24 protein-coding genes are annotated in these 23,113 nt (G+C 74.2%); 12 read left to right on the top strand and 12 right to left on the bottom strand.

The genetic code is table 11. The annotated features are described in order from the left end of the window. Positions 1–63: 63 nt before the first annotated feature. The 6 genes from PH189_RS19575 to PH189_RS19550 all read right to left on the bottom strand — a co-directional run bounded on the left by PH189_RS19575 (position 64) and on the right by PH189_RS19550 (position 6,628). Positions 64–1,368: an MFS transporter gene (locus tag PH189_RS19575; RefSeq protein WP_274190558.1), complete on the bottom strand. Its 1,305-nt coding sequence runs from the start codon at positions 1,366–1,368 to the stop codon at positions 64–66. 134 nt (positions 1,369–1,502) lie between these two features. Beyond that, positions 1,503–2,285, bottom strand: coding sequence for a VldE C-terminal domain-containing protein (locus PH189_RS19570; RefSeq protein WP_274190500.1), 783 nt, complete (start codon positions 2,283–2,285; stop codon positions 1,503–1,505). 355 nt (positions 2,286–2,640) lie between these two features. Next, positions 2,641–3,615 (bottom strand): NAD(P)/FAD-dependent oxidoreductase, encoded by a 975-nt coding sequence (locus PH189_RS19565; RefSeq protein ID WP_274190499.1) that lies wholly within the window; start codon positions 3,613–3,615, stop codon positions 2,641–2,643. Next, the gene (locus PH189_RS19560) at positions 3,612–4,793 is read right to left on the bottom strand and encodes a hemolysin family protein (protein ID WP_274190498.1); all 1,182 of its coding nucleotides are present in this window, start codon (positions 4,791–4,793) and stop codon (positions 3,612–3,614) included. Before PH189_RS19560 ends, PH189_RS19565 begins: the two co-directional genes overlap by 4 nt. Further along, positions 4,790–6,145 carry a hemolysin family protein gene (locus PH189_RS19555; RefSeq protein WP_274190497.1) on the bottom strand — a complete coding sequence of 452 codons (1,356 nt, stop codon included), beginning with the start codon at positions 6,143–6,145 and terminating at the stop codon, positions 4,790–4,792. The genes PH189_RS19560 and PH189_RS19555 overlap by 4 nt, the downstream gene beginning before the upstream one ends. 18 nt (positions 6,146–6,163) lie before the next feature. Beyond that, positions 6,164–6,628 carry a PPOX class F420-dependent oxidoreductase gene (locus PH189_RS19550; protein WP_274190496.1) on the bottom strand — a complete coding sequence of 155 codons (465 nt, stop codon included), beginning with the start codon at positions 6,626–6,628 and terminating at the stop codon, positions 6,164–6,166. A 67-nt stretch (positions 6,629–6,695) separates the two neighbouring features. Between PH189_RS19550 and PH189_RS19545 the strand changes: the two genes are divergently transcribed. The 4 genes from PH189_RS19545 (at position 6,696) to PH189_RS19530 (ending at position 9,660) form a co-directional block, all read left to right on the top strand. Next, positions 6,696–7,448, top strand: coding sequence for an SDR family oxidoreductase (locus PH189_RS19545; protein WP_274190495.1), 753 nt, complete (start codon positions 6,696–6,698; stop codon positions 7,446–7,448). A 57-nt stretch (positions 7,449–7,505) separates the two neighbouring features. After that, a complete protein-coding gene (gene coaA / locus PH189_RS19540; RefSeq protein ID WP_274190494.1) occupies positions 7,506–8,480 on the top strand; it encodes a type I pantothenate kinase in 975 nt (324 codons plus the stop codon). Positions 8,481–8,563: 83 nt separating this feature from the next. Further along, on the top strand, positions 8,564–9,031 hold the full coding sequence (locus PH189_RS19535; protein ID WP_274190493.1) for a MarR family winged helix-turn-helix transcriptional regulator: 468 nt from the start codon (positions 8,564–8,566) through the stop codon (positions 9,029–9,031). A 131-nt stretch (positions 9,032–9,162) separates the two neighbouring features. Next, on the top strand, positions 9,163–9,660 hold the full coding sequence (locus PH189_RS19530) for a mycothiol transferase (protein ID WP_274190492.1): 498 nt from the start codon (positions 9,163–9,165) through the stop codon (positions 9,658–9,660). Here the strand turns inward: PH189_RS19530 and PH189_RS19525 are convergent. Further along, a complete protein-coding gene (locus PH189_RS19525) occupies positions 9,647–10,435 on the bottom strand; it encodes a DUF427 domain-containing protein (RefSeq protein WP_274190491.1) in 789 nt (262 codons plus the stop codon). The two genes, PH189_RS19530 and PH189_RS19525, sit on opposite strands and share 14 nt — an antisense overlap. A 98-nt stretch (positions 10,436–10,533) precedes the next feature. Between PH189_RS19525 and PH189_RS19520 the strand changes: the two genes are divergently transcribed. Further along, the gene (locus PH189_RS19520) at positions 10,534–11,343 is read left to right on the top strand and encodes a YqjF family protein (RefSeq protein ID WP_274190490.1); all 810 of its coding nucleotides are present in this window, start codon (positions 10,534–10,536) and stop codon (positions 11,341–11,343) included. On the opposite strand, the gene PH189_RS19515 is transcribed toward PH189_RS19520, so the two are convergent. Next, positions 11,279–11,665 (bottom strand): hypothetical protein, encoded by a 387-nt coding sequence (locus tag PH189_RS19515; protein ID WP_274190489.1) that lies wholly within the window; start codon positions 11,663–11,665, stop codon positions 11,279–11,281. The two genes, PH189_RS19520 and PH189_RS19515, sit on opposite strands and share 65 nt — an antisense overlap. Before the next feature lie 118 nt (positions 11,666–11,783). On the opposite strand from PH189_RS19515, the gene PH189_RS19510 reads away from it, so the two are divergent. Further along, complete coding sequence (locus tag PH189_RS19510) at positions 11,784–12,590, top strand: MmyB family transcriptional regulator (RefSeq protein WP_274190488.1); 807 nt, start codon at positions 11,784–11,786, stop codon at positions 12,588–12,590. A gap of 290 nt (positions 12,591–12,880) precedes the next feature. Here PH189_RS19510 and PH189_RS19505 read toward each other — a convergent pair whose 3' ends face one another. Then, the gene (locus PH189_RS19505; RefSeq protein ID WP_274190487.1) at positions 12,881–13,483 is read right to left on the bottom strand and encodes a methyltransferase domain-containing protein; all 603 of its coding nucleotides are present in this window, start codon (positions 13,481–13,483) and stop codon (positions 12,881–12,883) included. 89 nt (positions 13,484–13,572) lie between these two features. On the opposite strand from PH189_RS19505, the gene PH189_RS19500 reads away from it, so the two are divergent. Genes PH189_RS19500 through PH189_RS19485 form a run of 4 tightly spaced genes read left to right on the top strand, consistent with a single transcriptional unit; the run spans position 13,573 to position 17,396 of the window. Next, positions 13,573–14,463 (top strand): acyl-ACP thioesterase domain-containing protein, encoded by an 891-nt coding sequence (locus PH189_RS19500; RefSeq protein WP_274190486.1) that lies wholly within the window; start codon positions 13,573–13,575, stop codon positions 14,461–14,463. A 49-nt stretch (positions 14,464–14,512) separates the two neighbouring features. Then, positions 14,513–15,217, top strand: a complete 705-nt coding sequence (locus PH189_RS19495; RefSeq protein WP_274190485.1) for a DUF998 domain-containing protein — start codon at positions 14,513–14,515, stop codon at positions 15,215–15,217. Between the two features lie 17 nt (positions 15,218–15,234). Next, positions 15,235–16,602, top strand: coding sequence for a pyridoxal phosphate-dependent decarboxylase family protein (locus tag PH189_RS19490; protein WP_274190484.1), 1,368 nt, complete (start codon positions 15,235–15,237; stop codon positions 16,600–16,602). A gap of 29 nt (positions 16,603–16,631) precedes the next feature. Continuing rightward, positions 16,632–17,396, top strand: a complete 765-nt coding sequence (locus tag PH189_RS19485) for a 5-formyltetrahydrofolate cyclo-ligase (RefSeq protein ID WP_274190483.1) — start codon at positions 16,632–16,634, stop codon at positions 17,394–17,396. Positions 17,397–17,438: 42 nt separating this feature from the next. On the opposite strand, the gene PH189_RS19480 is transcribed toward PH189_RS19485, so the two are convergent. Continuing rightward, entirely contained in the window at positions 17,439–19,574 is a 2,136-nt protein-coding gene (locus tag PH189_RS19480; protein WP_274190482.1) for a protein kinase domain-containing protein, read from the bottom strand. Between the two features lie 166 nt (positions 19,575–19,740). Continuing rightward, positions 19,741–20,268, bottom strand: coding sequence for a hypothetical protein (locus PH189_RS19475; protein WP_274190481.1), 528 nt, complete (start codon positions 20,266–20,268; stop codon positions 19,741–19,743). A 62-nt stretch (positions 20,269–20,330) separates the two neighbouring features. Here PH189_RS19475 and PH189_RS19470 point away from each other — a divergent pair, with 62 nt between their 5' ends. Next, complete coding sequence (locus tag PH189_RS19470) at positions 20,331–20,993, top strand: TetR/AcrR family transcriptional regulator (RefSeq protein WP_274190480.1); 663 nt, start codon at positions 20,331–20,333, stop codon at positions 20,991–20,993. A 271-nt stretch (positions 20,994–21,264) separates the two neighbouring features. Next, entirely contained in the window at positions 21,265–21,918 is a 654-nt protein-coding gene (locus PH189_RS19465; RefSeq protein WP_274190479.1) for a sigma-70 family RNA polymerase sigma factor, read from the top strand. Here the strand turns inward: PH189_RS19465 and PH189_RS19460 are convergent. Next, a complete protein-coding gene (locus tag PH189_RS19460) occupies positions 21,866–23,104 on the bottom strand; it encodes an SAM-dependent methyltransferase (protein WP_274190478.1) in 1,239 nt (412 codons plus the stop codon). The two genes, PH189_RS19465 and PH189_RS19460, sit on opposite strands and share 53 nt — an antisense overlap. Positions 23,105–23,113 lie beyond the last annotated feature (9 nt).

Raw genomic sequence — 23,113 nt, 5'->3', positions numbered from 1 at the left:
CGTCCCCCTCAGGGCCTCGGTCAGGTGGTGATCCGCGTCGCCGTCGAGCGGGTGGCGGGGAGCTTAACCCGAGGAGTGCACTACGGCGGAAGGGTGACGCGTGCGCCCGACGACCAGCGCGAGGACCGCGGCCAGGATCGTCACGAGGCCGACGACCCAGAGCCCCGCGCGCTGGCTGCCGGTGAGGTCGGCGAGCCCGCCGGTGACGTACGGCGCGACGAAGCCCGAGAGGTTCCCCAGGGAGTTGATCAGGGCGATGCCGCCGGCCGCGGCCGCCCCGGTGAGGAACTGCGAGGGCAGGGGCCAGAAGGTGGGCAGGGCCGAGCAGGTCCCGACCGCGCAGACCGTCACCGCCGCCATCGTCCAGAACGGGTTGCTCTGGTAGAGCGCGATCGGGATGGCGATGCCGCCGAGGATCATCGGCAGGGCCAGCCACCAGCGCCGCCCGGACTCGCCGGCGAGGAAGCCGCCGTCGGTGCGGGCGGCAGCACGGTCGGCCGCGCGGCTCCAGAGCACCATCCCGACCGCCGCCACCGCGTACGGCACGGACGTGACCAGGCCCTTCTCGACGATGCCGAGCTTGGTCCCGAACTGCTGCTCGAACCCGGAGACGATCGTGGGCAGGAAGAAGCCCAGAGCGTAGAGGCCATAGGTGACGCCGAAGTAGACGAAGGCCAGCACGAGGATGCGCGGCGCGGTCAGGGCTCGGCGCAGCGGCCAGTGGCCGCCGGCCTCCACCTCGGCGGACTCGGCGGCCAGCCGCCGGCTCAGCCACGTCCGCTCGTCCTCGGACAGCCACGACGCCTGCTCGGGACGGTCGGTGAGGGCGAAGAACGTGACGATGCCGAGCAGGATCGCCGGGATGCCCTCGAGCAGGAACATCACCCGCCAGCCCGAGAGCCCGAAGAGGCCGTCGCCCACGGAGATGATCAGGGCGCTGACCGTCGACCCGACCGCGGTGGAGATCGGCACCGCGACCATGAACCAGCCGACCGCGCGCGCCCGGTACTCGGCCGGGAACCAGAAGGTCAGATACAGGATGATGCCGGGGAAGAAGCCGGCCTCTGCCACGCCGAGCAGGAAGCGGAGAACGATCAGCACCGTCGCGTTCGGCGCGAACGCCATGATCGAGGCGACGATGCCCCAGGACACGAGGATCCGGGTGATCCACCGCCGCGCGCCGAAGCGGTGCAGCGCCAGGTTGCTCGGCACCTCGAGCAGCAGGTAGCCGACGAAGAAGATGCCCGAGGCGAGCCCGAACACCGTGGCCGTCATCTGGAGCTCGGCGTTCATGCCGTTCGGCCCGGCGAAGCCGATGTTGACGCGGTCGAGGTAGTTGATGAAGTACAGCAGCCCCAGCAGGGGCATCAGCCGCCAGACGACCCGCCGCACCGTCCGGCGCCCGAGCTCACTGTCCGTGCTCGACCTGCTCGTCTCCGTCGACACCCGCTCAGTGGACCAGGTGAGTCAAGGGCGTGTGAAGAGCGGACCTGCCGACCGACTCAGCCGCAGCTGCGCAGGGCCGAGACGTCGGGGGAGCCGCCGCGCTCGAACGAGATGTGGACATGGTCCTCGTGGTTGGCCGTGGCGCCGCCACGGTCCTCCATGCTCTCCCAGCCCGAGCCGGTGTTGATCCGCTGGTCCCAGATCACGTACTCGACGCCGAGGTCGCCCTTGTTCTCGATGACGCAGTCGGCGATCGCGTCGCCGCTGGTGGTCATGAAGTCCAGCGCGTAGCCGTCGGGGTGGTCGGACTGGCCGCCGCGGCTGCCGACGCCCAGGACGTCGTGGCCCGGGAAGACGCACTCCATCGCGTTGCCGACCTCCTGGACGGAGTCGGCGACGCCGCCGTAGGAGCCGGACGCGCCGCACCCGGTCACCGAGGCGGTGCGCTCCTCCTCGGCGGCGGCCTGCTGGGTCTGTCGTTGTGCGGCGGCGTCCGCCTCGGCCCGGCGGGCCGTGGCGGCGTCGGCCGCGCGGTCGCGCTCAGCGGCCTTGATGAGGTCCGCGGACGCGGCGCCGCCCGACGGCTCGCTCACCGGCGTGACGGCCGAGCCGACCGACGACGAGGACGCCGACGCCGTGTCGGCGAGGGAGGCGCCCTGCGCGGAGAGCTCGAGCGTGGTGGCCGCGTCCTGGGGGTCCTGGTCGGGCAGGGCGATGACCGCCGGGCCGACGAGGGCCAGCGCGCTGCCGGTGAGCCCGGCCGCGACGGCGCCGTGGCGCATCGCGGAGCGGGCGGGGGAGCGGTGGCGCGACGCGCCGCGGACGGCGCCCTCGGGCATGACGAAGGGGACCGTCCGGGGCTCGCGTCGGCTCGTGCCAGCCTCAGCGTCACGGCCCCAGGGGGAGCGTTGCCGTGTCACGTTCTGCCTTCCGATCACGGAACGGCCTGGCGACACCGTCGGGGTCGGTGCTGCCGGTCGGGGAGCGAAGGTCCGTCGTTGGGGAGCGCCGTGACCTTCTCGTAACCGTTCCGTGAGCGAGAGTAGACGAACCGGACGTGCCGACCAGGCCGGGTTGCCTCCCCGACGGCGGACGGGTGGAACCCCGCGGCCGGCGGTCACGCGGCGCGACGACCGGGTGCCACGACGCGACGACGACCGGTCGGTGGCCGCTCAGGGGCCGCACAGGGGCCGCTCAGCAGGACACGCGGACCGCGATCGCCCGGCCGAGCAGGGTGCCCGAGCGCCAGGCCGTCTCGACCTTCGGGCTGCCCCACCCGTCGCCGCAGAGCCCGATGAGGTCGTCGTCGAGGGAGAACTCCTCCTCGCGCGGCTGCGCGGGGCTCGCGTACGTCCAGCGGTGCGCGTGGGTCCAGGCCGGCGCGTCGTCCAGGCCGAGCAGCTCCGTCACCGCGGCGACGACCGGGCCGATCGCGCCGTCGGGGTCGTCGAGGTGCCGCCGCGCCCGCTCCGCGGTGGAGTGCGCGACGAGCACCGGGGCGCCGTCGCCGCGGCGGTCGCCGTCGTCGGCGATCAGGTCGACGTCGGGGTGGCCGTTGACGAACGCCGCCGGCAGGCGCTCCCAGCCGCGGTGCCCGTAGCCCAGGGCCACCGAGACGACGGGGTTCCAGGCCCGCTCGGCGACGGCCGCGCTCGCGCGCAGGGCGGGATGGAGCAGGCGGGCGGCCTGCGGGTCGGGCATGGCGAGCACGACGGCGCACGCCGCCTTCCCGTCCACCGCCGGGCCGGGCGTCACCGACGACACCGAGTGGCCGGTGCTCACCGTGACCCCCTCGGCGAGATCGGCCACCAGCGAGCGCAGGCCGCCAGGCGCGGACCACCGCTGCGGACCGGACGTCGACGACCACGTGCCGTCCTCGCCCCGGGCCGCGAGGGTGTCGGTCCACGGCACCGCGAGCCCGCGCCGCTGCCAGTCCTCGACGACGGCGACGAACTCGTCGTCGCGCGCGGTGAAGTAGGCGGCGCCGAGGTCGACGACGTGCTCGGCCCCGTCGGGCAGCGGTCGCGCCGCCATCCGGCCACCGACGCGGTGGGAGCGCTCCAGCACCCGGGCCGGCGTCCCGGCGGCCGCGAGCGCGCGGGCGCAGGCGATCCCGCTGATGCCGCCGCCGACGACCAGGACCTCGCGCCGCATCTCCGGGGAGGTCACGAGCGCGCCCCCGACCGCGTCACGTGCGTGCTGTCGCGGACCGTGCCGACGTACTCCTCGACGAGGTCCTCCATGGCCACGAGCCCGACCGTGGAGCCCTCGGAGTCCACCGCGCGGGCGAGGTGCGAGCCCTCGCGCCGCAGGGCCGCCAGCGCCTCGTCCACCGGCGCCGACAGCGAGATCTCCGGGAGGGCCCGCACGCGGTCGGACGGCACCGGGCGGCCGGCGGCCTCGTCGTCCGAGGCCCCGTCGCCGTCGCCGTCGCCGAGGTCGAGCACGTCCTTGACGTGCAGGTACCCCGCGAGCTCGACGACCGGTGCGTGGTCGGGGTTCTCCCCCTCCGGCGTGATCGGGGTGGTGCCCGGCTCCATGGCGTCGGTGCCCAGGCGCGGGTGCGCGTCGGGTGCGGTCGGCGCCTGCACGGGGAAGCGCGAGAACCCGGTGCGGGCCACGGCCTCCTCCACGGCGCCGACCGTGGGGTGCGGGGGCAGCACGGTGACCCGGTCCAGCGGGATCAGCACGTCGGCGACGGTGTGCTCCGCCGAGCTCAGCGCCTGGGTCAGTCGGCGGGTCTGCGACGCGTCGAGCAGGCCCTCGGCGCGGGACTCCGAGAGCATCCCGGCGATCTCCTGCGGGGTGTAGGCCGACTCGCGCTCGTCCACCGGCGTCACGCCGAAGGCCTTGAGGATGTGGTTCGCGACCCAGTTCAGCACCACGATCACCGGGCGCGTGACCTTGAGGAAGGCGACGAGCGCGGGCACGAGCCACAGCGAGGTGCGCTCGGGCCCGGCGATGGCGATGTTCTTGGGCACCATCTCGCCGATCACGATGTGCAGGATCGTCACGATCGTCAGCGCGATCACGAACGCGATCGGGTGGATCAGGAACGACGGGACGCCGATCGGCTCGAGGACGACCTCGAGCTGGTGGGCCACCGCCGGCTCCCCGAGCGAGCCCAGCGCCAGCGAGCAGATCGTGATGCCCAGCTGGGCGGCGGCCAGCATCATCGAGAGGTGCTCGGAGGCGCGCAGCACGGTCCCGGCGCCGGCGGCGCCCTCGGCATGCAGGGCCTCGAGACGGTCGCGGCGCGCGGAGATCAGCGAGAACTCCGCGCCGACGAAGAACGCGTTCGCCCCGAGCAGGGCGAACATCAGGAGCAGGGCGACGCCGTCGCTCACGGGGAGGCCTCCTCGCCGCTCACGGCGACCGCGGCGGGCACCTTGGGTGGTCGCACCACGCGGACCTCGGCGATACGTCGTCCGTCGACGCGCGTGACGATTAGCTGCCAGTCGTCGAGCGTGACCGCGTCGCCGACGTGGGCCAGCCGCTGGAGCTCCGCGGTGATGTAGCCCGCGAGCGTCTCGTAGACCTCGCTCTCCGGGAACGACCAGCCGACGACCTCGGCCATCTCGTCGGAGCGCAGCATCCCGGAGACGATCCAGCTGTCCTCGCCCTCGTCGCGCACCCGGGCCGCCTCGCCGCGGTCGTGCTCGTCGCGGACGTCGCCGACGATCTCCTCGACGAGGTCCTCGAGCGTGACGATGCCCGCGGTGCCCCCGTACTCGTCGACCACCAGTGCCATCTGGAGCCCGGCCCCGCGCAGACGGTCGAGCAGCTCGTCGCCGTCCAGGGAGTCGGGGACGGTGGTGGCGGTGCGCATGAGGTTACGCAGCTTGGTGGTCGCGCGCCGGTTGCGGGGCTCGGAGAACGCCTGCTTGACGTGGACGACGCCGCGGATGTCGTCGAGGTCGCGGTCGACGACGGGGAAGCGCGAGAAGCCGGTGCGCACCGTGGCCGCGAGCATGTCGTCGACCGTCGCGTCCTGGGACAGCGACTCGACCCGCACCCGCGGGGTCATCAGCTCGTCGGCGCGACGCTCACCCACCCGCAGGGAGCGGGCCATGACCTCGGCCGTGCCCTCGTCGATCGTGCCCTGCTGGGCACTGGTGGTGAGGAGCGAGCCGAGCTCCTGGGGCGAGCGCGCCGAGCGCAGCTCCTCGGCGGGCTCGACGCCGAGGCGCCGCACGATCCAGTTGGCCGAGCCGTTGAGCCCGGTGATGAAGAACGACAGCACCCGCGAGAACCCGGACTGGAGGCCGGCCACCATCCGCGCGGTGCCCATCGGGCGGGCGATGGCGAGGTTCTTGGGCACCAGCTCGCCGAACACCATCGACAGCGCGGTCGCGAAGACGAGCGCGATCACCGAGGCCGTCCCGCCCGCGGCACCGGGCGGCAGGCCGAGGTCCTCGAGCAGCGGGGAGATCAGGGTCGCGATCGCGGGCTCGGAGAGGTAGCCGGTGATCAGCGTGGTGATGGTGATCCCGAGCTGGGCCCCGGAGAGCTCGAACGACAGGTTGCGGTGCGCGCGCTGCACGATCTTCGAGCGCCGGTCGCCGACCTCGTCGACATGATTGTCGATCTGGCTGCGCTCGAGGCTGGTCAGGGAGAACTCGGCGGCCACGAAGATCGCGGTGCCGAAGGTGACGGCGACGAACCCGACGAGTCCGAGCACCGACAGGAGGACGTCCACGGAGTACCGGGTCCCCCGTCAGCTTCCGGCCAACCGGGCGGGGAACCCGCCCGTGGCGATGGGGCCCCACCGCTGCACCGTCAACCGGATCACGCTCTTGCCCTGGCGGGCCATCGCCTCGCGGTAGGAGTCCCAGTCGGAGTGCTCACCCGAGATCGAGCGGAAGTACTCGACGAGCGGCTCGAGCGCGTCGGGCAGGTCGAGCACCTCGGCGGTGCCCTCGACGTGCACCCAGGGGCCGTCGAAGTCGTCGGAGAGCACGCACATCGCCACCCGGGGGTCGCGGCGCACGTTGGTCACCTTCGCCCGCTCGGGGTAGGTCGACACGAGCAGGCGGCCCTCCGCGTCGATGCCCAGCGTCACCGGGGAGGTCTGGTCACCGCCGTCGGAGCGACGCGTCACCACGATCGCCTTGTGTCGGGTGCGCAGGAACGCGTCGAGCTCCTCGCGCCCCACCCGGTCGTTCGTCGCCACGTTCACCACACCGACGAGCGTAGCCGCGTGCCCAGCCCGCACCGACGTCGTGGGCGTCCCGGCCTACGGTGATCCCGTGGCTTCCCTGGACGGTCGGCGGGTCGTGGTGACGGGCGCGTCCTCGGGCATCGGCGAGGCCGCGGCGCGCGCCGCCGTCGCCGCCGGTGCGCGGGTCGGGCTGGTGGCGCGGCGGGCCGAGCGCCTTGCGGGGCTCGCCGACGAGCTCGGGGAGGCCGCGGCGGTCGGTGTCGCGGACGTCACCGACGCCGCGGCGCTGACCGACGCCGTGGACCGCCTGGCCGCGGACCTCGGCGGCCTCGACGGCGTGGTCGCCGCGGCCGGGACCATGCACCTCGGGGCGATCGGGGCGACCGACCCGGAGCGCTGGCGCGAGGTCTTCGACGTCAACGTGCACGGCCTGCTCGCCACCGCGCGGGCGGCGCTGCCCCACCTCGGTGAGGGCGCGAGCTGGGTGACGATCTCCTCGATGTCCGGGCGGCGCGTGCCCTCGGCCGCCGGCGGGGTCTACGCGGCGAGCAAGCACGCCGCACACGCCGTCGACGAGACGCTGCGCCGCGAGGCGGGAGCACGGGGCGTGCGCGTCACCACCGTCGCCCCGGGCTTCGTGGCCACCGACCTCATGGCGGGCGACCTCGTGGCGGACGACGGGGCCGGGCGCGAGGACGTCGCCGCGTTCCGCGAGCGCATGCACGCCCAGGGCCTGACGCCCGAGCACGTGGCCGCGGCGGTGGTCCACGTGCTCGGCCTGCCGCCCGAGGTGTGCGTCGTGGAGTACGCGCTGACCTCGACCGCGCAGATGCGCTCCTGATCCGGACGGTGACCTGCGCCGCAGGCGGTGGCGCGGCACGGGGCGCGGGCGAGAACAATGGCGCGCCATGTGCGGCGAGCCCGGAGCGGGGAACGTGACGTGAGCGGGAGCCCGTTCGTCGACTTCGACCGGGACTCCTGGTCGCAGCTGAGCGACACCAGCGCCGTGCCGCTCACCGCCGAGGAGCTCGAGGAGCTGCGCTCCCTGGGCGACCCCGTCGACCTCGACGACGTGCGCGAGGTCTATCTGCCCGTCTCGCGCCTGCTCGACCTGCACGTCCGGGCCACGACGGGCCTGCTCGACGCCTACCGGCAGTTCCTGCGCCAGGACGAGCAGGCGACCCCGTTCGTGATCGGGATCGCGGGGTCGGTCTCGGTCGGCAAGTCGACGACGGCCCGGCTGTTGCGGCTGCTTCTCGCGCGCTGGGAGGACCACCCGAACGTCGCGCTGGTGACCACCGACGGCTTCCTGCTGTCCAACGCCGAGCTGGAACGGCGCGGGCTGATGCGGCGCAAGGGCTTCCCGGAGTCCTACGACCGGCGCGCGCTCCTGCGGTTCGTCTCCGACATCAAGGCGGGCAAGCCCGAGGTGCCCGTGCCGACGTACTCGCACCTGACCTACGACGTCCTCGACGAGCACCGGGTCGTCGCGCGCCCCGACATCCTCGTCCTCGAGGGCCTCAACGTGCTGCAGCCGGCCCCGCAGACCGGCGAGCGGGCGAGCGCGCTCGCGGTGTCGGACCTCATCGACTTCTCCATCTACGTGGACGCGCACCCCACCGACGTGCGCCGGTGGTACGTCGAGCGCTTCCTGGCCCTGCGGGAGACGGCGTTCCGCGACCCCGCGTCGTACTTCCGGCGCTACGCCGAGATGGACGAGACCGCGGCCCGGGCGCAGGCGGCGACCCTGTGGGACGAGATCAACGGGCCGAACCTGCGCGAGAACATCGCCCCCACCCGCTCCCGCGCGGACCTCGTCCTCACCAAGGGTGGCGACCACACCGTGCGGCGCATCCGGCTCCGAAAGCTGTGACCCGGGTGGCCCATCGGGGTGACACGGCCGTGACGGACGGCAACACTTCGCCCGTCCCGGGCGCGGGGATGGGACGATGAGGTATGTCCACTTCCGCGACCGGGACGCAGGACGACACGACCGGTTGGTCCGGTTCGTCCGACCCTGACCTCCCTTCGCGCCTGCGGCTGGCCGTCGGACGTCTCAACCGCCGCATCCGCGTCGACTCGAACGCGGCCCTGCCGCCGCTGCAGACGTCGGTGCTCGCGACGCTGGAGGACGCCGCGCCGCTGCGGCTCTCCGAGCTGGCGCGGCGGGAGGCGGTCACCCCGCCGACCATGAGCCGGGTGCTGGCGGCGCTCGACGAGGCCGGCCTGCTCATCCGGACGCCGGACCCCCAGGACGCGCGGTCGGCCCTGATCCACCTCTCCGATCAGGGGCACCAGGCCATCCGGCACATCCGCACGGAGCGGACGGCCTCGCTGGCGCAGCGTCTCGACCGGCTCGACGCCCAGCAGCGCGCGGCCCTCGAGGCCGCGCTGCCGGCGCTGGAGCGTCTGGTCGAGGAGTAGTCGAGGAGTCTCGGGGTGTAACGATCTGCACTCGGCTGACGACAGAGGGTGTGTCAGGTGTGAACGATGCGACCCCGGGAGAGCCGGTGCGGTTCCAGGCACCCCTGCAACGCCGACCCACGCCACCGGAGGTGGCCGACGAGCGCGAAGCGCTGGAGGGATGGCTCGACTACTTCCGGGCGCTGGTCGTCCTGGCCCTCGACGGGCTGGACGAGATGTCGCTGCGCAGGCGCATCCCCGCCGAGCGGGGCTCGAGCCTGCTGGGGATCGTCAAGCACCTCACCGAGCTCGAGCGCACGTGGCTCGTCGAGCGATGGGGGGAGCGCGGCAACCCGACGGCGCACGCGCCGAGCTACGTCGACGACCCCGACCCGGGCTTCCGCTTCGCCGACGTGGAGCAGCCCGAGGACGTCGTCGGCTCCTACCTCGAGGTGTGCGAGCGCGGCCGTGACGCGCTGGCCGGCTCCGAGTCCCTCGACGACGCCGTGCGTGACGACCGGCGCGGACACATCGAGCTCCGCTGGATCCTGCTGCACCTGATCACCGAGACCGCGCGCTACGCGGGGCAGGCGCAGGTGCTGCGCGACGCCGCGCAGGAGGCCGAGCCGGGGGAGCTCAGCTCGCCGTGACCACCAGGTCGTCGTGCGCGAGGCTCACGAGGTCCTTGATCGCCCGCGACTCGTCGGTGGGCGCCTCGTAGGACCACGCCGCGTCGGTGAGCACGCGCCCGTCCTCCAGGCGCAGCGAGTAGTACGTGGCCCGGCCCTTGTAGGGGCACACGGTGCGCTTCTCGCTGGGCTCCAGCGTGGCGGCCAGGGAGTCGCGCGCGATGTAGAAGCGGTCGACCAGGCCCGTCTCGCCCAGCAGGACGCCCCCGGCCGCGTCGGCCACGGCCACGCCGTCGGCGGTGGCGGCGGTGACGTGGCGGCTGGTGTTCCGCAGGTTCACGCGGTGGTACGGGTCGGGCAGGTGCCCGAGGACCTCGTCGTCCTCGTCGAGCCAGCGATCGGCCGCCCCGGGGGCCAGCACGGCGCGCCCGGCCAGCCACGACGACTCGGCGATCGGGGTGGGGTAGGCCCACACCGCGTCGGGGACCACGCGGTCGCCGACCCGCAGGCTGCGGTAGGTCGCGTCGCCCTTGAACGGGCAGTGGGTCGTGGTGTCGCTGGCCTCCAGGAGGTCGGTGCGCAGATCCTCCTCGGGCACGTAGAGCTGGGGCGGCAGGCCGGTCTCGAACAGCAGCGCCCCGCGGACCGTGTCGAGCACCGTCACCCCGTCCACCTCCGCGCGCACGCGCCGCGTGAACGGCTCGAGCAGCAGCGAGTGGGCGGGTCCCTCGACGGTGAACGTCCGCGTCTCCGGCACCTTGCGGGACAGCGGCCCACCGAACATGGTCAGCGCCACGACGACCTCCTCGACTCGACTCCTCTCGGAGAGCAACCCCCGCGGTGGTCGGCGATGTTCCCGGGTTGCCGCGCCTCCGCACCGGGGATGACGGGGGCATGACCCCACCCGTCGAGCCCGTGATGCGCGAGGCCCCGGGCTACACCGGGCCGACGATGATGACCCAGCGCTGGTGCGACGTGGCGTTCCTGCACTGGGCGGTCGACCCGGCGGAGGTGGCGCCGCTGCTCCCGCCCGGGGTGCGCCCCGACGTCCGCGACGGTGTCACCTGGGTCGGGCTCGTGCCCTTCCGGATGGTGGGTGCCGGGGTGATGCGCGGGCCGTCGATCCCGTGGCTGGGGACCTTCCCCGAGACCAACGTGCGGCTCTACACCGTCGACGACCGCGGGGTGCGCGGCATCGTCTTCCGCAGCCTCGACGCCACCCGGCTCGCGGTCGTCGCCGGGGCCCGCGCCGCGTTCGGGCTGCCGTACCGGTGGGCGACGATGCGGATCGAGGACGGCCCGGACCGCGTCTACGAGACGAGCCGACCCCACCCGAGCCTGGTCCGGCTGCGGGTGGGGGAGCCGATGGCGTCCGGCCCGCTCGAGGAGTTCCTCACCGCCCGGTGGGGACTGCACGAGCGTCACCTCGGCGTCGACTGGTACGTCCCGAACGTCCACGAGCCCTGGCCGCTGCACCGCGCCGAGCTGCTCGAGCTCGACGACACGCTGCTGGCCCGGGCGGGTTTCCCGGAGCTCGCCGGGCGCCCGCCGGACCACGTCGCCGCCTCGCCCGGGGTGTCCGTGCGCTTCGGTCTCCCGCGGCCCTGGCGGCGCCCGGCGGTCCCTTCTCCTCCGGCTCTCACCGCCGCGCGTACTGGAGGTCGGCGAACACCGCGACGGCCGCTGCCTGGGCGAGCACGATGACCACGCCGAGCATCGTGAGGCGGTCCCACGCGCCGACGACGAGGCCGAGGCTCGCGAGCACCCAGGCGGAGTTGCCGAGCACGACGACCCAGGTCGCCGGGCGGGGGATCACCGTCCGTCCCGCCAGGGCGACGAGCCCCGCGGCGTAGACGACGAGGAACACGCCGACGCCGAGGAGCAGGCCGGCGGGCAGGCCGAGCAGCGTGTCGAGCACGCCGGCCCCGGCCGCGGCGGCGAGGCCGAGGGCGCCGGAGGCCACGGCGTCGAGGCGCAGGACGGCGCGCAGGTCGAGTCGGGTGGCGAGGGCGGTGGTCGTGGTCATCGGTGTCTCCTCCGGTCGCTGGATGCGTCGGGGAGAACCCTGCGGCGGCGCCGGTAGCCGCGTCGATGACCTCGCAGGTCATGGTCTCCGGTGCGGGGGCCGTCCTACGGTCGGCCTCGTGACCAGCACGCTCGACGCCCGCCCCGGCCCCGGCGACCTGCTGCGCGGCTGGCGCACCCGGCGCCGCCGCAGCCAGATGGACCTCGCCCTCGACGTGGGCGTCTCCACCCGCCACCTGAGCTTCGTCGAGACCGGGCGGGCCCGGGCCAGCCGGGAGCTGCTGATCGACCTGTGCGAGCACCTGGAGGTCCCGTTGCGCGAGCGCAACACCCTGCTCCTCGCCGCAGGCTTCGCCCCGACCTACGCGGAGTCCCGGCTCGACGCGCGGGGTCTCGAGGCGGTGCGCGGGGCGCTGGAGCACCTCCTCGCAGGCCACGAACCGTTCCCGGCGCTCGTCGTCGACCGGTGCGGCGACGTGGTGATGGCCAACCGCGCCGTCGGTGCCCTGCTGTCCGTCCTCGACCCCGCGGTGCTCGCCCCACCGGTGAACATCTACCGCCTGAGCCTGCGTCCCGACGGCCTCGCGCCCCACGTGCGCAACCTCTCCGAGTGGGCCGGGCACCTGCTCCACCGCCTGGAACGCCTCGCCGACCTCACGGGCGACCCGCGCCTCGTCGCGCTGCGCGAGGAGCTCGCGGAGTTCGCGCCCCCGCCCCCGCAGGGCGGTCCGGCGGCCCGCGCGGCGCACGTCATGCTCCCGCTGCACCTCGACCACCCCGAGGGCGAGCTGCGCCTCTACTCGACGATCACGCACTTCGGCGCGGCCTGGGACGTCACGCTCGACGAGCTCTCGCTGGAGTCGTTCGTCCCCGCCGACGAGGGGTCCCGCGCGGTCCTGGAGCGGCTCGCCGCGTCGGGGGAGTGACGCGGGGCTCTCCACCTCGATCTCTCGACATCGTCGCCGGTGTTCGCGCGACGGGCACACGGTCGGCCGGCGCGCGGGCCTGTGGTACCTGCCGAACGTGCCACCGCGCTGACGACACGCTCGAGAGATCGAACTCGGCGAGCACCCGTGTGGGTCACGCCGCACGACGGGCACGTTCGGCGGGCGCGCCCGCCCGTCGATCATGCGCGACGTGCCCCTCGCGAGGCTCGCGTCCGAGATTCCGCTCGCGCCCGAGGGCATCCGGTGGCACGGGCGGTGCTCGCCGTGCTCTACCGCCGGACGGCGTGCACCGCGATCACCGGGTCCCCACGGGACGGGCGGCGCTGGGCGACCGGCTCGTCGAAGCCGCCGGCGTCGCGCAGGTAGGACGCGACGATCGCCGCGCGCCCCTCGTCGTCGGCGGCGAGCCAGCCGCGGACCGCCTTCGTGGGGAAGCAGCGGTTCGAGAAGGTCAGCGCGAACGTCCCGCCGGGCCGCAGCACGCGGGCGACCTCGGCGCACACCCCGACCGGCGCCACGAGGTAGTCGACCGAGACCGTGCAGATCGCGGTGTCGAAGGCGGCGTCGCCGAAGGGCAGCGCCGGGTCGGCGTTGAGGTCCCGCACGACCCTCGCGTCCGCCATCGGGTTGGCCTCGAGCTCGGCGGCGTTCATCCCGAGCACGGTGAGGTGCCGCGGGCGGGTGCGCAGGTGCGAGACCCACGAGCTCATGAGGTCCAGGACGTCCCCGGTGACGCCGACCTCGTCGTAGTACGCGCCGACCGCGGCGATCGCCTCGTCGTCGATGTGCTGTACCAGCCGCGGGGGGCCGTAGAAGCGGGCGTCGTCGCCGGTGTCGGCGCGGTCGAAGAACCCGGGCGGGTAGTCGGTCACCTCGCCCGGGTGCCCCGGGGGCGGTCGTCACATGTGATCCGGGCGGTGCCGCGTCGTCCGGTCCGCGCGCGATGGGGAGCATGGTCGCCATGGCCGAGCACGCACTGGTCCTCCCGACCGCCGGTCCGTCGCTGGCCGGGGACGGCGGGGGTCTCACCGACCTCGCGGCGTTCCCGGTCCTGCGCCCGGTCACCCCGCGCTACTCCGACCTCGGCGGCGACCGGCGCGTGACGACGGTGGCGCTGACCCGATGGCTCGAGGAGGCGCGCGTCCACGCCGAGCTGCCGCGCTTCCGGGCGCTCGTCCAGGACGGCGGCGGTCGCTTCCGGATCGTGCTCGCCGCCCAGCGCCTCCGCGCCCTCGCGCCGGTCCCCCGCGGGGCCGGGTACCGGATCGGGCTCGGCGTCCGGCGCATCGGCGGGTCGTCGTTCTCCTACGGCTACGGGGTGTTCGCCGGCGACCGCTGCGTCGCCGTGGCCGACTCGGTGACCGTCGTGGCCACGAGGTCGGGGCCGAGCGAGCTCCCGGACGAGCTGCGTGCCGACCTCGCGTCGATGGTGATCGACGAGCCGGGCCGGGCCGCCGCCCCGCGCCCGGAGGCGGCCCGCCGCGACCGCACCCGCTATCCGGCCGTGCACCGGCTGGCCTCGCGCATCGACGACGTCGACACCAACCGGCACGTGAACAACGTCGCGATCCTGTCCTGGTACGCCGATGCGGTCGCGGCGTGGCAGTCCGGGCGCCTCGGCGACCCCGAGGGCGGGCCGCCCGAGGAACTCGCGGCGGCCGCGTGGGAGGTGCAGTACGTCGACGAGGTCGCCCACCCGCGGACCTACGACGTCGTGCTCGCCGTCGACGCCGCGGCGGACGGCCTGCACTACCGGGCCGGCCTGTTCTCCGGCGAGCGGTGCGTGGGCCTCGCCGACGGCTTCGGCGCCGCCGGGCCGCTCGACCCGTCCGGCGCCGGGCTCCGGCCGTGATCGGGACGGTGATCGGAACGCACCGCGCGCCGCCGACGTTGGACACCACGTGACGACGCCGACGACGTGGACGACGCCGCCTCGCGAGGCGGAGACGATGGTGCGGTCCGGGGCGCGGCTGGGTGTGGCCGCCGTGGCCCTGGCGCTCCTCGTCATCGGGGCCATGCACCTGGTGGGTCCCTCGTCGGCGGTCGACCCCGTCCGCCGGACGATCAGCGAGTACGCGCTCCTGCCGGGCGGCTGGCTCTTCGACGTCGCGGTGGTCGTCCTCGCGCTCGGCTCGGCGGGCGTGCTCGCGGCCCTGGTCGCCGCGCGTCTGACGCCCGCCCGCTCCCTGCCGTCGGTGCTGATCGGCGCGTGGTGCGTCGGCCTGCTGCTCGTCGTCGCGTTCGAGAAGACGAACTGGTCGATCGGGCCGAGCGTCTCGGGCTACATCCACCGGTACGCGAGCCTCGTGGCGTTCATCGCCCTGCCGCTCGGTGCCCTGCTGCTCGCCCGCCGCCACCGCGGCGATCGGTCCGCCCGGCCCTTGCGGATCGGCGTGCGGTGGGGATCCTGGCTCGCGCTGGCGTCGTTCCTGCCGATCGTCGGGGCCATCGGCCTGCGCGGCGTCACGGGCGTCCCGTGGTGGCGCGCGGTGCCGCTGGGCCTGCTCGAGCGGGGCCTCGCCCTGGCCGAGGTCCTGGTGGTCGCCCTGCTCGGGATCTGGGCGCTGGCGCACGCCCGGCGATCCGTGGTCGCCCGGCCCGAGTAGCCGTACCGTCCCGCGAGGTGTGGGACGACAGCCTCGACCGGGCCCGCCGGTTCGCGGGGGAGTGGCTGGCCTCGCTGCCCGACCGTCCCGTCGGGCTCCCGGTCGACGCCGACGCGATGCGCGCCCGCCTCGACGGGCCCTTGCCGCCCGAGGGCCTGCCGGCCACGCAGGTGCTCGACGAGCTCGCCGCCGCCCTCGAGCCCGGCCTCGTGGCGTCCGGGGGCCCGCGCTACTTCGGGTTCGTCACCGGCGGCGCGCTGCCCGCCGCGCTCGGCGCGGACTGGATGGTCTCCGCGACCGACCAGAACGCCGCCGCCGCCGTGATGTCGCCGGCCGCGGCCGCGGTCGAGGCGGTCACGACGCGGTGGGTGCTCGACCTGCTCGGGCTCCCGCCCGACGCGGCGATCGGATTCGTCACCGGCGCCCAGATGGCGAACGTCTCGTGCCTGGCCGCGGCCCGCCACGCCCTGCTCGACGCGAAGGGATGGGACGTCGGCGCCGACGGGCTGGCCGGAGCGCCGGTGCCGACCGTGCTGGCCGGCGGCAAGGTCCACTCCACGGTGCTGCAGGCCCTGCGGCTGCTGGGGTTCGGCTCGGACCGGGCGGTCCGGGTGCCGGCCGACGACCAGGGCCGGATGCGTCCCGACCTGCTCCGGGACCTCCTCGCCGCCGTCGACGGCCCGGTGCTCGTCTGCGCCCAGGCCGGGCAGGTCGACACCGGCGCGTGCGACCCGCTCGAGGCCATCGCCGACGTCGTGCACGCCCGCGAGCAGGCCTGGCTGCACGTCGACGGGGCGTTCGGGCTGTGGGCCGCGGCCGCGCCGTCGCGCCGGCACCTCGTCGCCGGCGTCGCGCGCGCCCACTCGTGGGCCGTCGATGCCCACAAGTGGCTCAACGTCCCCTACGACTCGGGGCTGGCGATCGTCCGCGATCCGGCGGCGCTGACCCGCGCGCTGAGCCTCTCCGCCGCCTACCTGGCGGTGGACGCCCAGGACCCGTCCGGCCGGACCCCGGAGAGCTCGCGGCGCCACCGTGCGCTCCCGGTGTACGCGGCGGTGCGCAGCCTCGGGCGCCGCGGCGTCGCCGACCTCGTCGAACGCTGCTGCGCCCTCGCCCGGCAGGCCGCCGAGGAGCTGGGACGCCATCCCGGCATCGAGGTCCTCGCCGACGTCGAGCTCAACCAGGTGCTCTTCCGTCCCCGCGACGTCGACCCCGGCGAGCTCTCCCGGGCCGTCGCGCGCGACGGCACCTGCTGGGTCGGCACCACCGTGTGGGCCGACCGCCCGGCCGTGCGCTTCTCGGTGTCGAACTGGTCGACGACGCCCGAGGACATCAGCCGGTCGGTCGCTGCGATCACCGGGGCGATCGACCGCGCGACGGGCTGATCCCCGGCACCGGGCCGTACGGTGTCGCCGTGGCACGGACCCGACGGCACGACGCGGACGCCGGGGGACCGGCGGAGATCGTCGAGGCGAAGCACGCCGTCCGTCAGCGCGTGTGGGACGCCCTGCGCGACGGGAAGATCGCGCGGTTCCCGGGGGCGCATGGCCGCATCCCGAACTTCGTCGGCGCCGAGGCGGCCGCGCAGCGACTGCGGGAGACCGACGTCTGGAAGCAGGCGCGCACGCTGAAGTGCAACCCGGACTCCGCGCAGTGGCCCGTGCGCCAGCGCGCGCTCGAGGACGGCAAGACCGTCTACATGGCGGTGCCGCGCCTCGCCGAGGAGGCACCGTTCTTCCTGCTCGACCCCGACGACCTCGACGACACCCCGCGCAAGGCGTCGTCGATCAAGGGCGCCTCGCGGTCCGGGCGCACGGTGGCCGTCGAGGACCTCGAGCCGGTCGACCTCGTCGTCACCGGCTGCGTGGCCGTCGCGGAGGACGGCGCACGCCTCGGCAAGGGCGGCGGGTTCTCCGACCTCGAGTTCGCCGTCGCCGGCGAGGCCGGGCTCGTCGCGCCGGACACCCCGGTGGTGACGACGGTGCACGAGCAGCAGGTCGTCGCCCTCGGGGCGATCCCCGTGACCGACCACGACGTCCGCCTCGACCTCCTCGTCACGCCCGACCGCCTCGTCACCTGCACCCGCGAGGTGCGTCACCCCGGCCGCATCGTCTGGGACGAGCTGACCGAGGAGAAGATCGCGGCGATCCCGCTCCTGCAGCGCCTGCGGCGGTCCTGAGGGGCTCGCCACTTCGATCTCCCGACAGTGCGGCCGACCCGCTCAGCTGCCGATCCCGAGCACGGCGAGGCGGGCCTCGTCGAGGCAGGTCACGCGGGCGGTCGAGTTGGCCGGCGGGGCCATGACGACGCTCGTCGGCGAGCTGCAGACCGGGACGGTCGCGGTGGTGCGAGACGTCGCAGTGTCCACCACCGACACCGTGCCGTCCTGGACGTTCGCGGTGTAGAGGTGGCGGCCGTCGGCGGCGTAGCTGACGTACTGGGGGCCCGCGCCCACGACCGGCGTGGCGACCACGCGGTCGGTGGCCGTGTCGACGATCGACACGCTGGCGTCGTCGTAGTTCGCGACCGCCACCCGCGCGCCGTCGGGGGAGGGGGCGAGCGCGTGCGGGCTGAGGCCGACGGGGACGGTCGCGAGCGTGGCGCCGGTGCCCGCGTCCATCACCGTGACGAGGTTGGACTCGTGGTTGGCGACGTAGGCGCGGTCGGCGCTGAACGCCACCCAGTGCGGGTTCGCGGCGACCGGGAGGCGCCCGGTGATCGTGTTGGTCGTGGTGTCGAGGAGGTCGATCGTGGCGTCGTCGTGGCTCGGCACCCACACCGTCCGGCCGTCCGGCGCGGCGGCGAGGGCGTAGGGGCGGCGGTCGACCGGGACGACGGCGACGACGTCGCGGGTGGCGGTGTCCACGACCTGCACCACGTTGACCGCGTCGTCGTCGGTGTAGGCGCTGATGTAGGCGCGGGCGCCGTCGACGGAGAAGGCGATGAAGCGCGGGGGAGCAGCGGGCACCGGGATCGTGTCGACCGCCGCCCCCGCGGCCAGGTCGACCACCGTGACCACCCGGGGGTCGCGGTTCGCGACGTAGGCGACCCGCCCGCCCGGCGCCACCGTCAGCGAGCCGGGCGTGCGCGGCGTCGGGACCGAGCCGACCACCCACGCCGTCCCGCTGCTCGCCGCCACCGCGGCGGCACCGGGCGGGGCTCCGACGGCTCCGGTCCCGGGATCGCCGGAGCCCCGGATCGCCACGAGCAGCACGGCGAGCAGCGCCAGGACGACGACGGCGGACCCCGCGAGGACGACGATCGCCCGGGAGCCCGGGCGGGTGACCCACGCCCTGAGGCCGGTGCCAGTGTCGCCGGTGCGGGGGCCCTCGGGCGGCGCGGCGCCGCCGGCGTCGGACACCGCAGCCGGGGCGGGCGTCGAGGACTGCTGCTCGGTGGGTGGGTCCAGGGGTGGATCGGTGGGCGGGCCGGTCGGTGGGCCGTCTCCGGCCTCCACCTCGGGGAGGGTGCTCCGGGGCGTGACCACGGTAACCCGCTCGGTGGTGGGGACGGGCCGCGGGGGCGCGGTCGCCGTGCCGCCCAGCGCGGCACGCGCCGCGTCGCCGAGCTCGCCGGTGGTGGGGTAGCGGTCCGCCGGGTCCTTCGCCATCGCGGTCACGACGACCTCGTCCAGGGCGTCCGGGAGACCCGGGACGGCGGTGCTCGGACGCGGGGGATCGACGTGGACGTGGGCGTACATGAGTGCCGGGGCCTCGGAGCCCTCGAAGGGCGTCCGGCCGGTGAGGCACTGGTAGAGCAGGCACCCGAGCGCGTAGACGTCCACCCGCGTGTCGACCGGGCCGTTGGTGAACCGCTCCGGGGCCATGTAGTCGATCGTGCCGACGGTGGAGCCCGACATCGTCAGACCGAACGCCGTCTGGCCCACGGAGTGCGCGATGCCGAAGTCCATGACGTAGACGAAGTCACGGTCGGTGATCAGCACGTTGGACGGTTTGATGTCCCGGTGGATCAGCCCGTCGCCGTGCGCGGCGTCGAGCGCCTCCGCGATCTGGCCCACCAGGTGGACCGCGCGCTCCGGGGGCAGGGCGCCCTCCTCGCGCAGCAGCGTCGCGACGGTCCGCCCGCTGTCGACCAGGCGCATGTCAATGTAGAGGCGGGAGTCGATCTCCCCGAAGTCGTGGATCGGGATGATGTGCGGGTCGCGGAGCCGGGCGGCCACGCGGGACTCGCGGCGGAAGCGCTCCTGGAACTCGGCGCTGCCGCTGAACAACGGCGGGAGCAGCTTGAGCGCGACGACACGGTCCCGCTCCGTGTCGACCGCCTGGTAGACGTCACCCATCCCACCGGAGCCGATGAGACGCTCGAGGCGGTACCGCCCGAACTCGCTGCCGTCCACCCGTGAGTGCCCCCTCGACGCCCGGTGCGGATGGGGCTGGATCGTAACGATCAATCGGGCACGAGGGGATGGTCCACCGCGACGGGCTCCTTCCGACGAAATGACATGAGGGCCGTGGGCCGGAGGAGCGGGACGGGCTCCTCCTGTCGAAATGACATAATGTCGATTATCGGATCGAGCGGGTGATGCGGGAGGCCCGGCCGCTCCGGGCGGTCGCCACCATCAGCGCCACCGCGCCCGCCGTGAGCGCCAGGGAACGCACGAGGTTCGCGTCGAGGAGGCTCGCGATGGTCGCCTCGTCCTGACCGATCCGGTCGAGACGGTCGTGCCTCGGGATCGCCCACGCGACCGTCGACACCAGCGACACGAGCCCGCTGGCCGCGACGATGCCCGCCAGTCCGCGCGGCACGTCGGCCGGCCGTGTCCACGGGAACGCCGCGCAAGCGAGGAACGTCAGGAAGCCGGGCACGATGACGACGATCGGGATCGCCTCGTTGTACTGCGCGTGGTAGGCGAGGAAGTCTTCGGGCGGCACGTCCCGGAACAGCGGATACGACACCGCCTGGGCCTGCCAGCCGACGCCCGTGGAGTACGCCGTCAGCGCCGTGAGGGCCACGAGGTGCGGGCGGCGCCAGTCGGCCCGGGTGCCGACTCCCCCGAGGATCCGGGAACGGATGGTCGTCGTGTCGGTCATCGCCGTCCTCCCACTCTTTGGTTAGAGTGAGACTAACTCTATTTGGGTTGGAGTCAAACGAAATGTCGGCACGTCGTCGGTACGACGCCTCCGGCCGCGAGCGCCGGGCCGCCCTGACGCGCCAGCACATCGCCCTGACCGCCGTCGAGCAGTTCGTGGCCCAGGGGTACGCCACGACGTCGGTGGCCTCGGTGGCGAAGGCCGCGGGTGTGTCGGCGCAGACGGTCTACAACGGGTTCGGGACGAAGGCCGCGCTGCTCAAGGAGGGCTACGACCTCGTCCTCGCCGGCGACGCGCAGGACGTCCCGTTGGCCGAGCGGCCCGAGGTGCGCGCGCTGTACGCCGATCCCGACCCGGCGGCGTTCCTGCGGGGCTACGCGCGACTCGGGCGGTCGCTGCTGGACCGCCTCGGGCCGCTGGCGCTGCAGATCGGCGCGGGCGCGCTCTCCGGCGACCCGGACCTCGTGGCCCTGCGGGCGACCACCGACCAGGAACGCCTGATCGGCACCGGCATGGTCGTCGGTCGCGTGGTCGAGCTCGGGGCCCTCTCCCCCGGCCTCGCCGAGGACGTCGCCCGCGACCGCCTGTGGACGCTCAACAGCGTCGAGATCTGGCATCTCCTCACCGGCGGGCGCGGCTGGACCGGCGAGCAGTACGAGGACTGGGTCGGCGACGCCATGTGCGAGGCCGTGCTGGCGCCCGACCGCCGGCGTCCCGCCTCGTGATCGAGATCCGCTCGTCGGAGCCAACCGACCGGTGATGGCGCGCACACGACGCATCGGACACGACCGATCGGCCGCTGACCGGTTCGTGGCGCCGCCGACCGCGCGCCTCCTTCACAGCTCGCGGCGCATCGAGCACGGTGAGGACACGACCGGATCGCGTGACGGACTCCGTATCTCCGGAGAGTGATCGCCGGTCACGTTCAGTCGACGTGGGGGGACGTGTGGGACGCGCGGCGGTGGGGGCACCGCGGAGCGGGCGGCGGAGTAGCCCGTGACCGAGGAGTCCGACGAGATCGACCGGCTGGTCGCTGCGGTGGTGGCCGGCGACAAGGCCGCGCTCAACCAACTGCTGGTGATCCTGCGCCCCCTGGTCGTGCGCTACTGCCGCTCCCGGCTGGGCACCGAGCGTTCCGGGATGGCTGCGGACGACGTCGCCCAGGAGGTCTGCCTGGCCGTCCTGAAATCGCTGCCGACCTACACCGACCAGGGGAAGCCGTTCCTCGCCTTCGTCTACGGCATCGCCGCGCACAAGGTGGTCGACGCCCACCGCCACGCGGGCCGCGACCGCTCCGAGCCCACCGACGACGTCCCCGAGGGCTTCACCGACGCCGCGGGTCCCGAGCAGCACGCGCTCGAGGCGTCGGCGAGCGCCGAGATGCGCGCCCTGCTCGCGCAGCTGCCGCCCAAGCAGCGCGAGATCCTGGTCCTGCGGGTGGTCGTCGGCCTCTCCGCCGAGGAGACCGCGCTCGCCGTCGGCTCGACGCCCGGCGCGGTGCGGGTCGCCCAGCACCGCGCGGTCGCCAAGCTGCGCGGCGTGCTCAACGAACCCGACGACCGGGCCGGGCCCGACGACACCCCGCCGCGCGGGATCTTCAGTACGCGGGACGCAGCGGGAAGCCGGAGCGGGCGTCGGGGCCGAGCTTGATGCCCAGCACCTGGTGCAGCTGGATGTTGTTCACGTCGAACCCGACCTGGCACGCGGGCATGTAGAGCCTCCACACCCGGGCCCGTCCCTCGCCGGCCTCCTCGACGCAGGCGTCCCAGTGCTCCTCGAGGTTCGCCGACCACCCGGCGAGCGTCCGGGAGTAGTGCTCCCGCAGGTTCTCCTCGTGACGGATCTCGAAGCCGGCCGCGTTCATCCGCGAGATCAGCCAGCCGATCGGCAGCAGCTCGCCGTCCGGAAAGACGTAGCGGTCGATGAACGGGTCGGCCGCGGCGCGGTGGTGGTGATCGGGCCGGGTGATGCAGTGGTTGAGCAGGCGCCCGCCCGGCCGCAGCTTCGCGTAGAGGAACCGGAAGTACGACGAGATGTTGCGGCGCCCGATGTGCTCGGTGAGTCCGATCGAGCTGACCGCGTCGAAGTCGCCCTCGGACACGTCGCGGTAGTCGGAGTGCCGGATCTCGACGAGGTCGCCGAGCCCCCGCCGCGCGACCTCCTTCTGCGCCCAGGTGGCCTGGTCCCGCGAGAGGGTGACGCCGAGCGCCTGCACGCCGTGGTGCTCGGCGGCGTGCATCGCCATCTGGCCCCAGCCGCAGCCGACGTCGAGCAGCCGCATCCCGGGCTGGAGGTCGAGCTTCTCGGCGACCAGCGCGTGCTTGGTGAACTGCGCGTCCTCGAGGGTCGCGGTCTCCGACGGGTAGACGGCGCAGGTGTAGGCCATCGAGGGGCCCAGCACCAACTCGTAGAAGCGGTTGGAGACGTCGTAGTGGTGCTCGATCGCGGTCGAGTCGCGGTCCTTGGAGTGCCGCCGTCCGCGCTGGCGGTGCTCCTCGGGCGGCGGCGCGACGCGGTGGCGGAAGCGCAGCGGCGCCATGCGCGCCGCCATCCTCAGCAGCGTCGACGGGGTGACGTCGGAGACCGTCAGCTCGCTCATCGCCGTCAGCGCCTGGTACAGGCTGCCCTCGACGTCGAGGTGGCCGGAGACGTAGGCCCGGGCCAGCCCCAGGCTGTTCGGCGAGGCGGCGAGGTACGCGAGCGCGGTCTCGCTGCGGACGTCGACGGTGGCCACCGGATCGGCGGCCGACGGCGTCGAGGCGCTGCCGTCGTAGGCGCGGATGGCGACCGGGGCCTCGTCCCCCAGTACCGGTCGGAACAACTCGGCGACCTGCACGTCTGTCCT

Source organism: Actinomycetospora chibensis (assembly GCF_028737215.1).
Classification (GTDB): Bacteria; Actinomycetota; Actinomycetes; order Mycobacteriales; family Pseudonocardiaceae; genus Actinomycetospora; species Actinomycetospora chibensis.
Note: the sequence above shows the minus strand (reverse complement) of the source record. Positions and strands in the feature narration are given on the sequence as shown.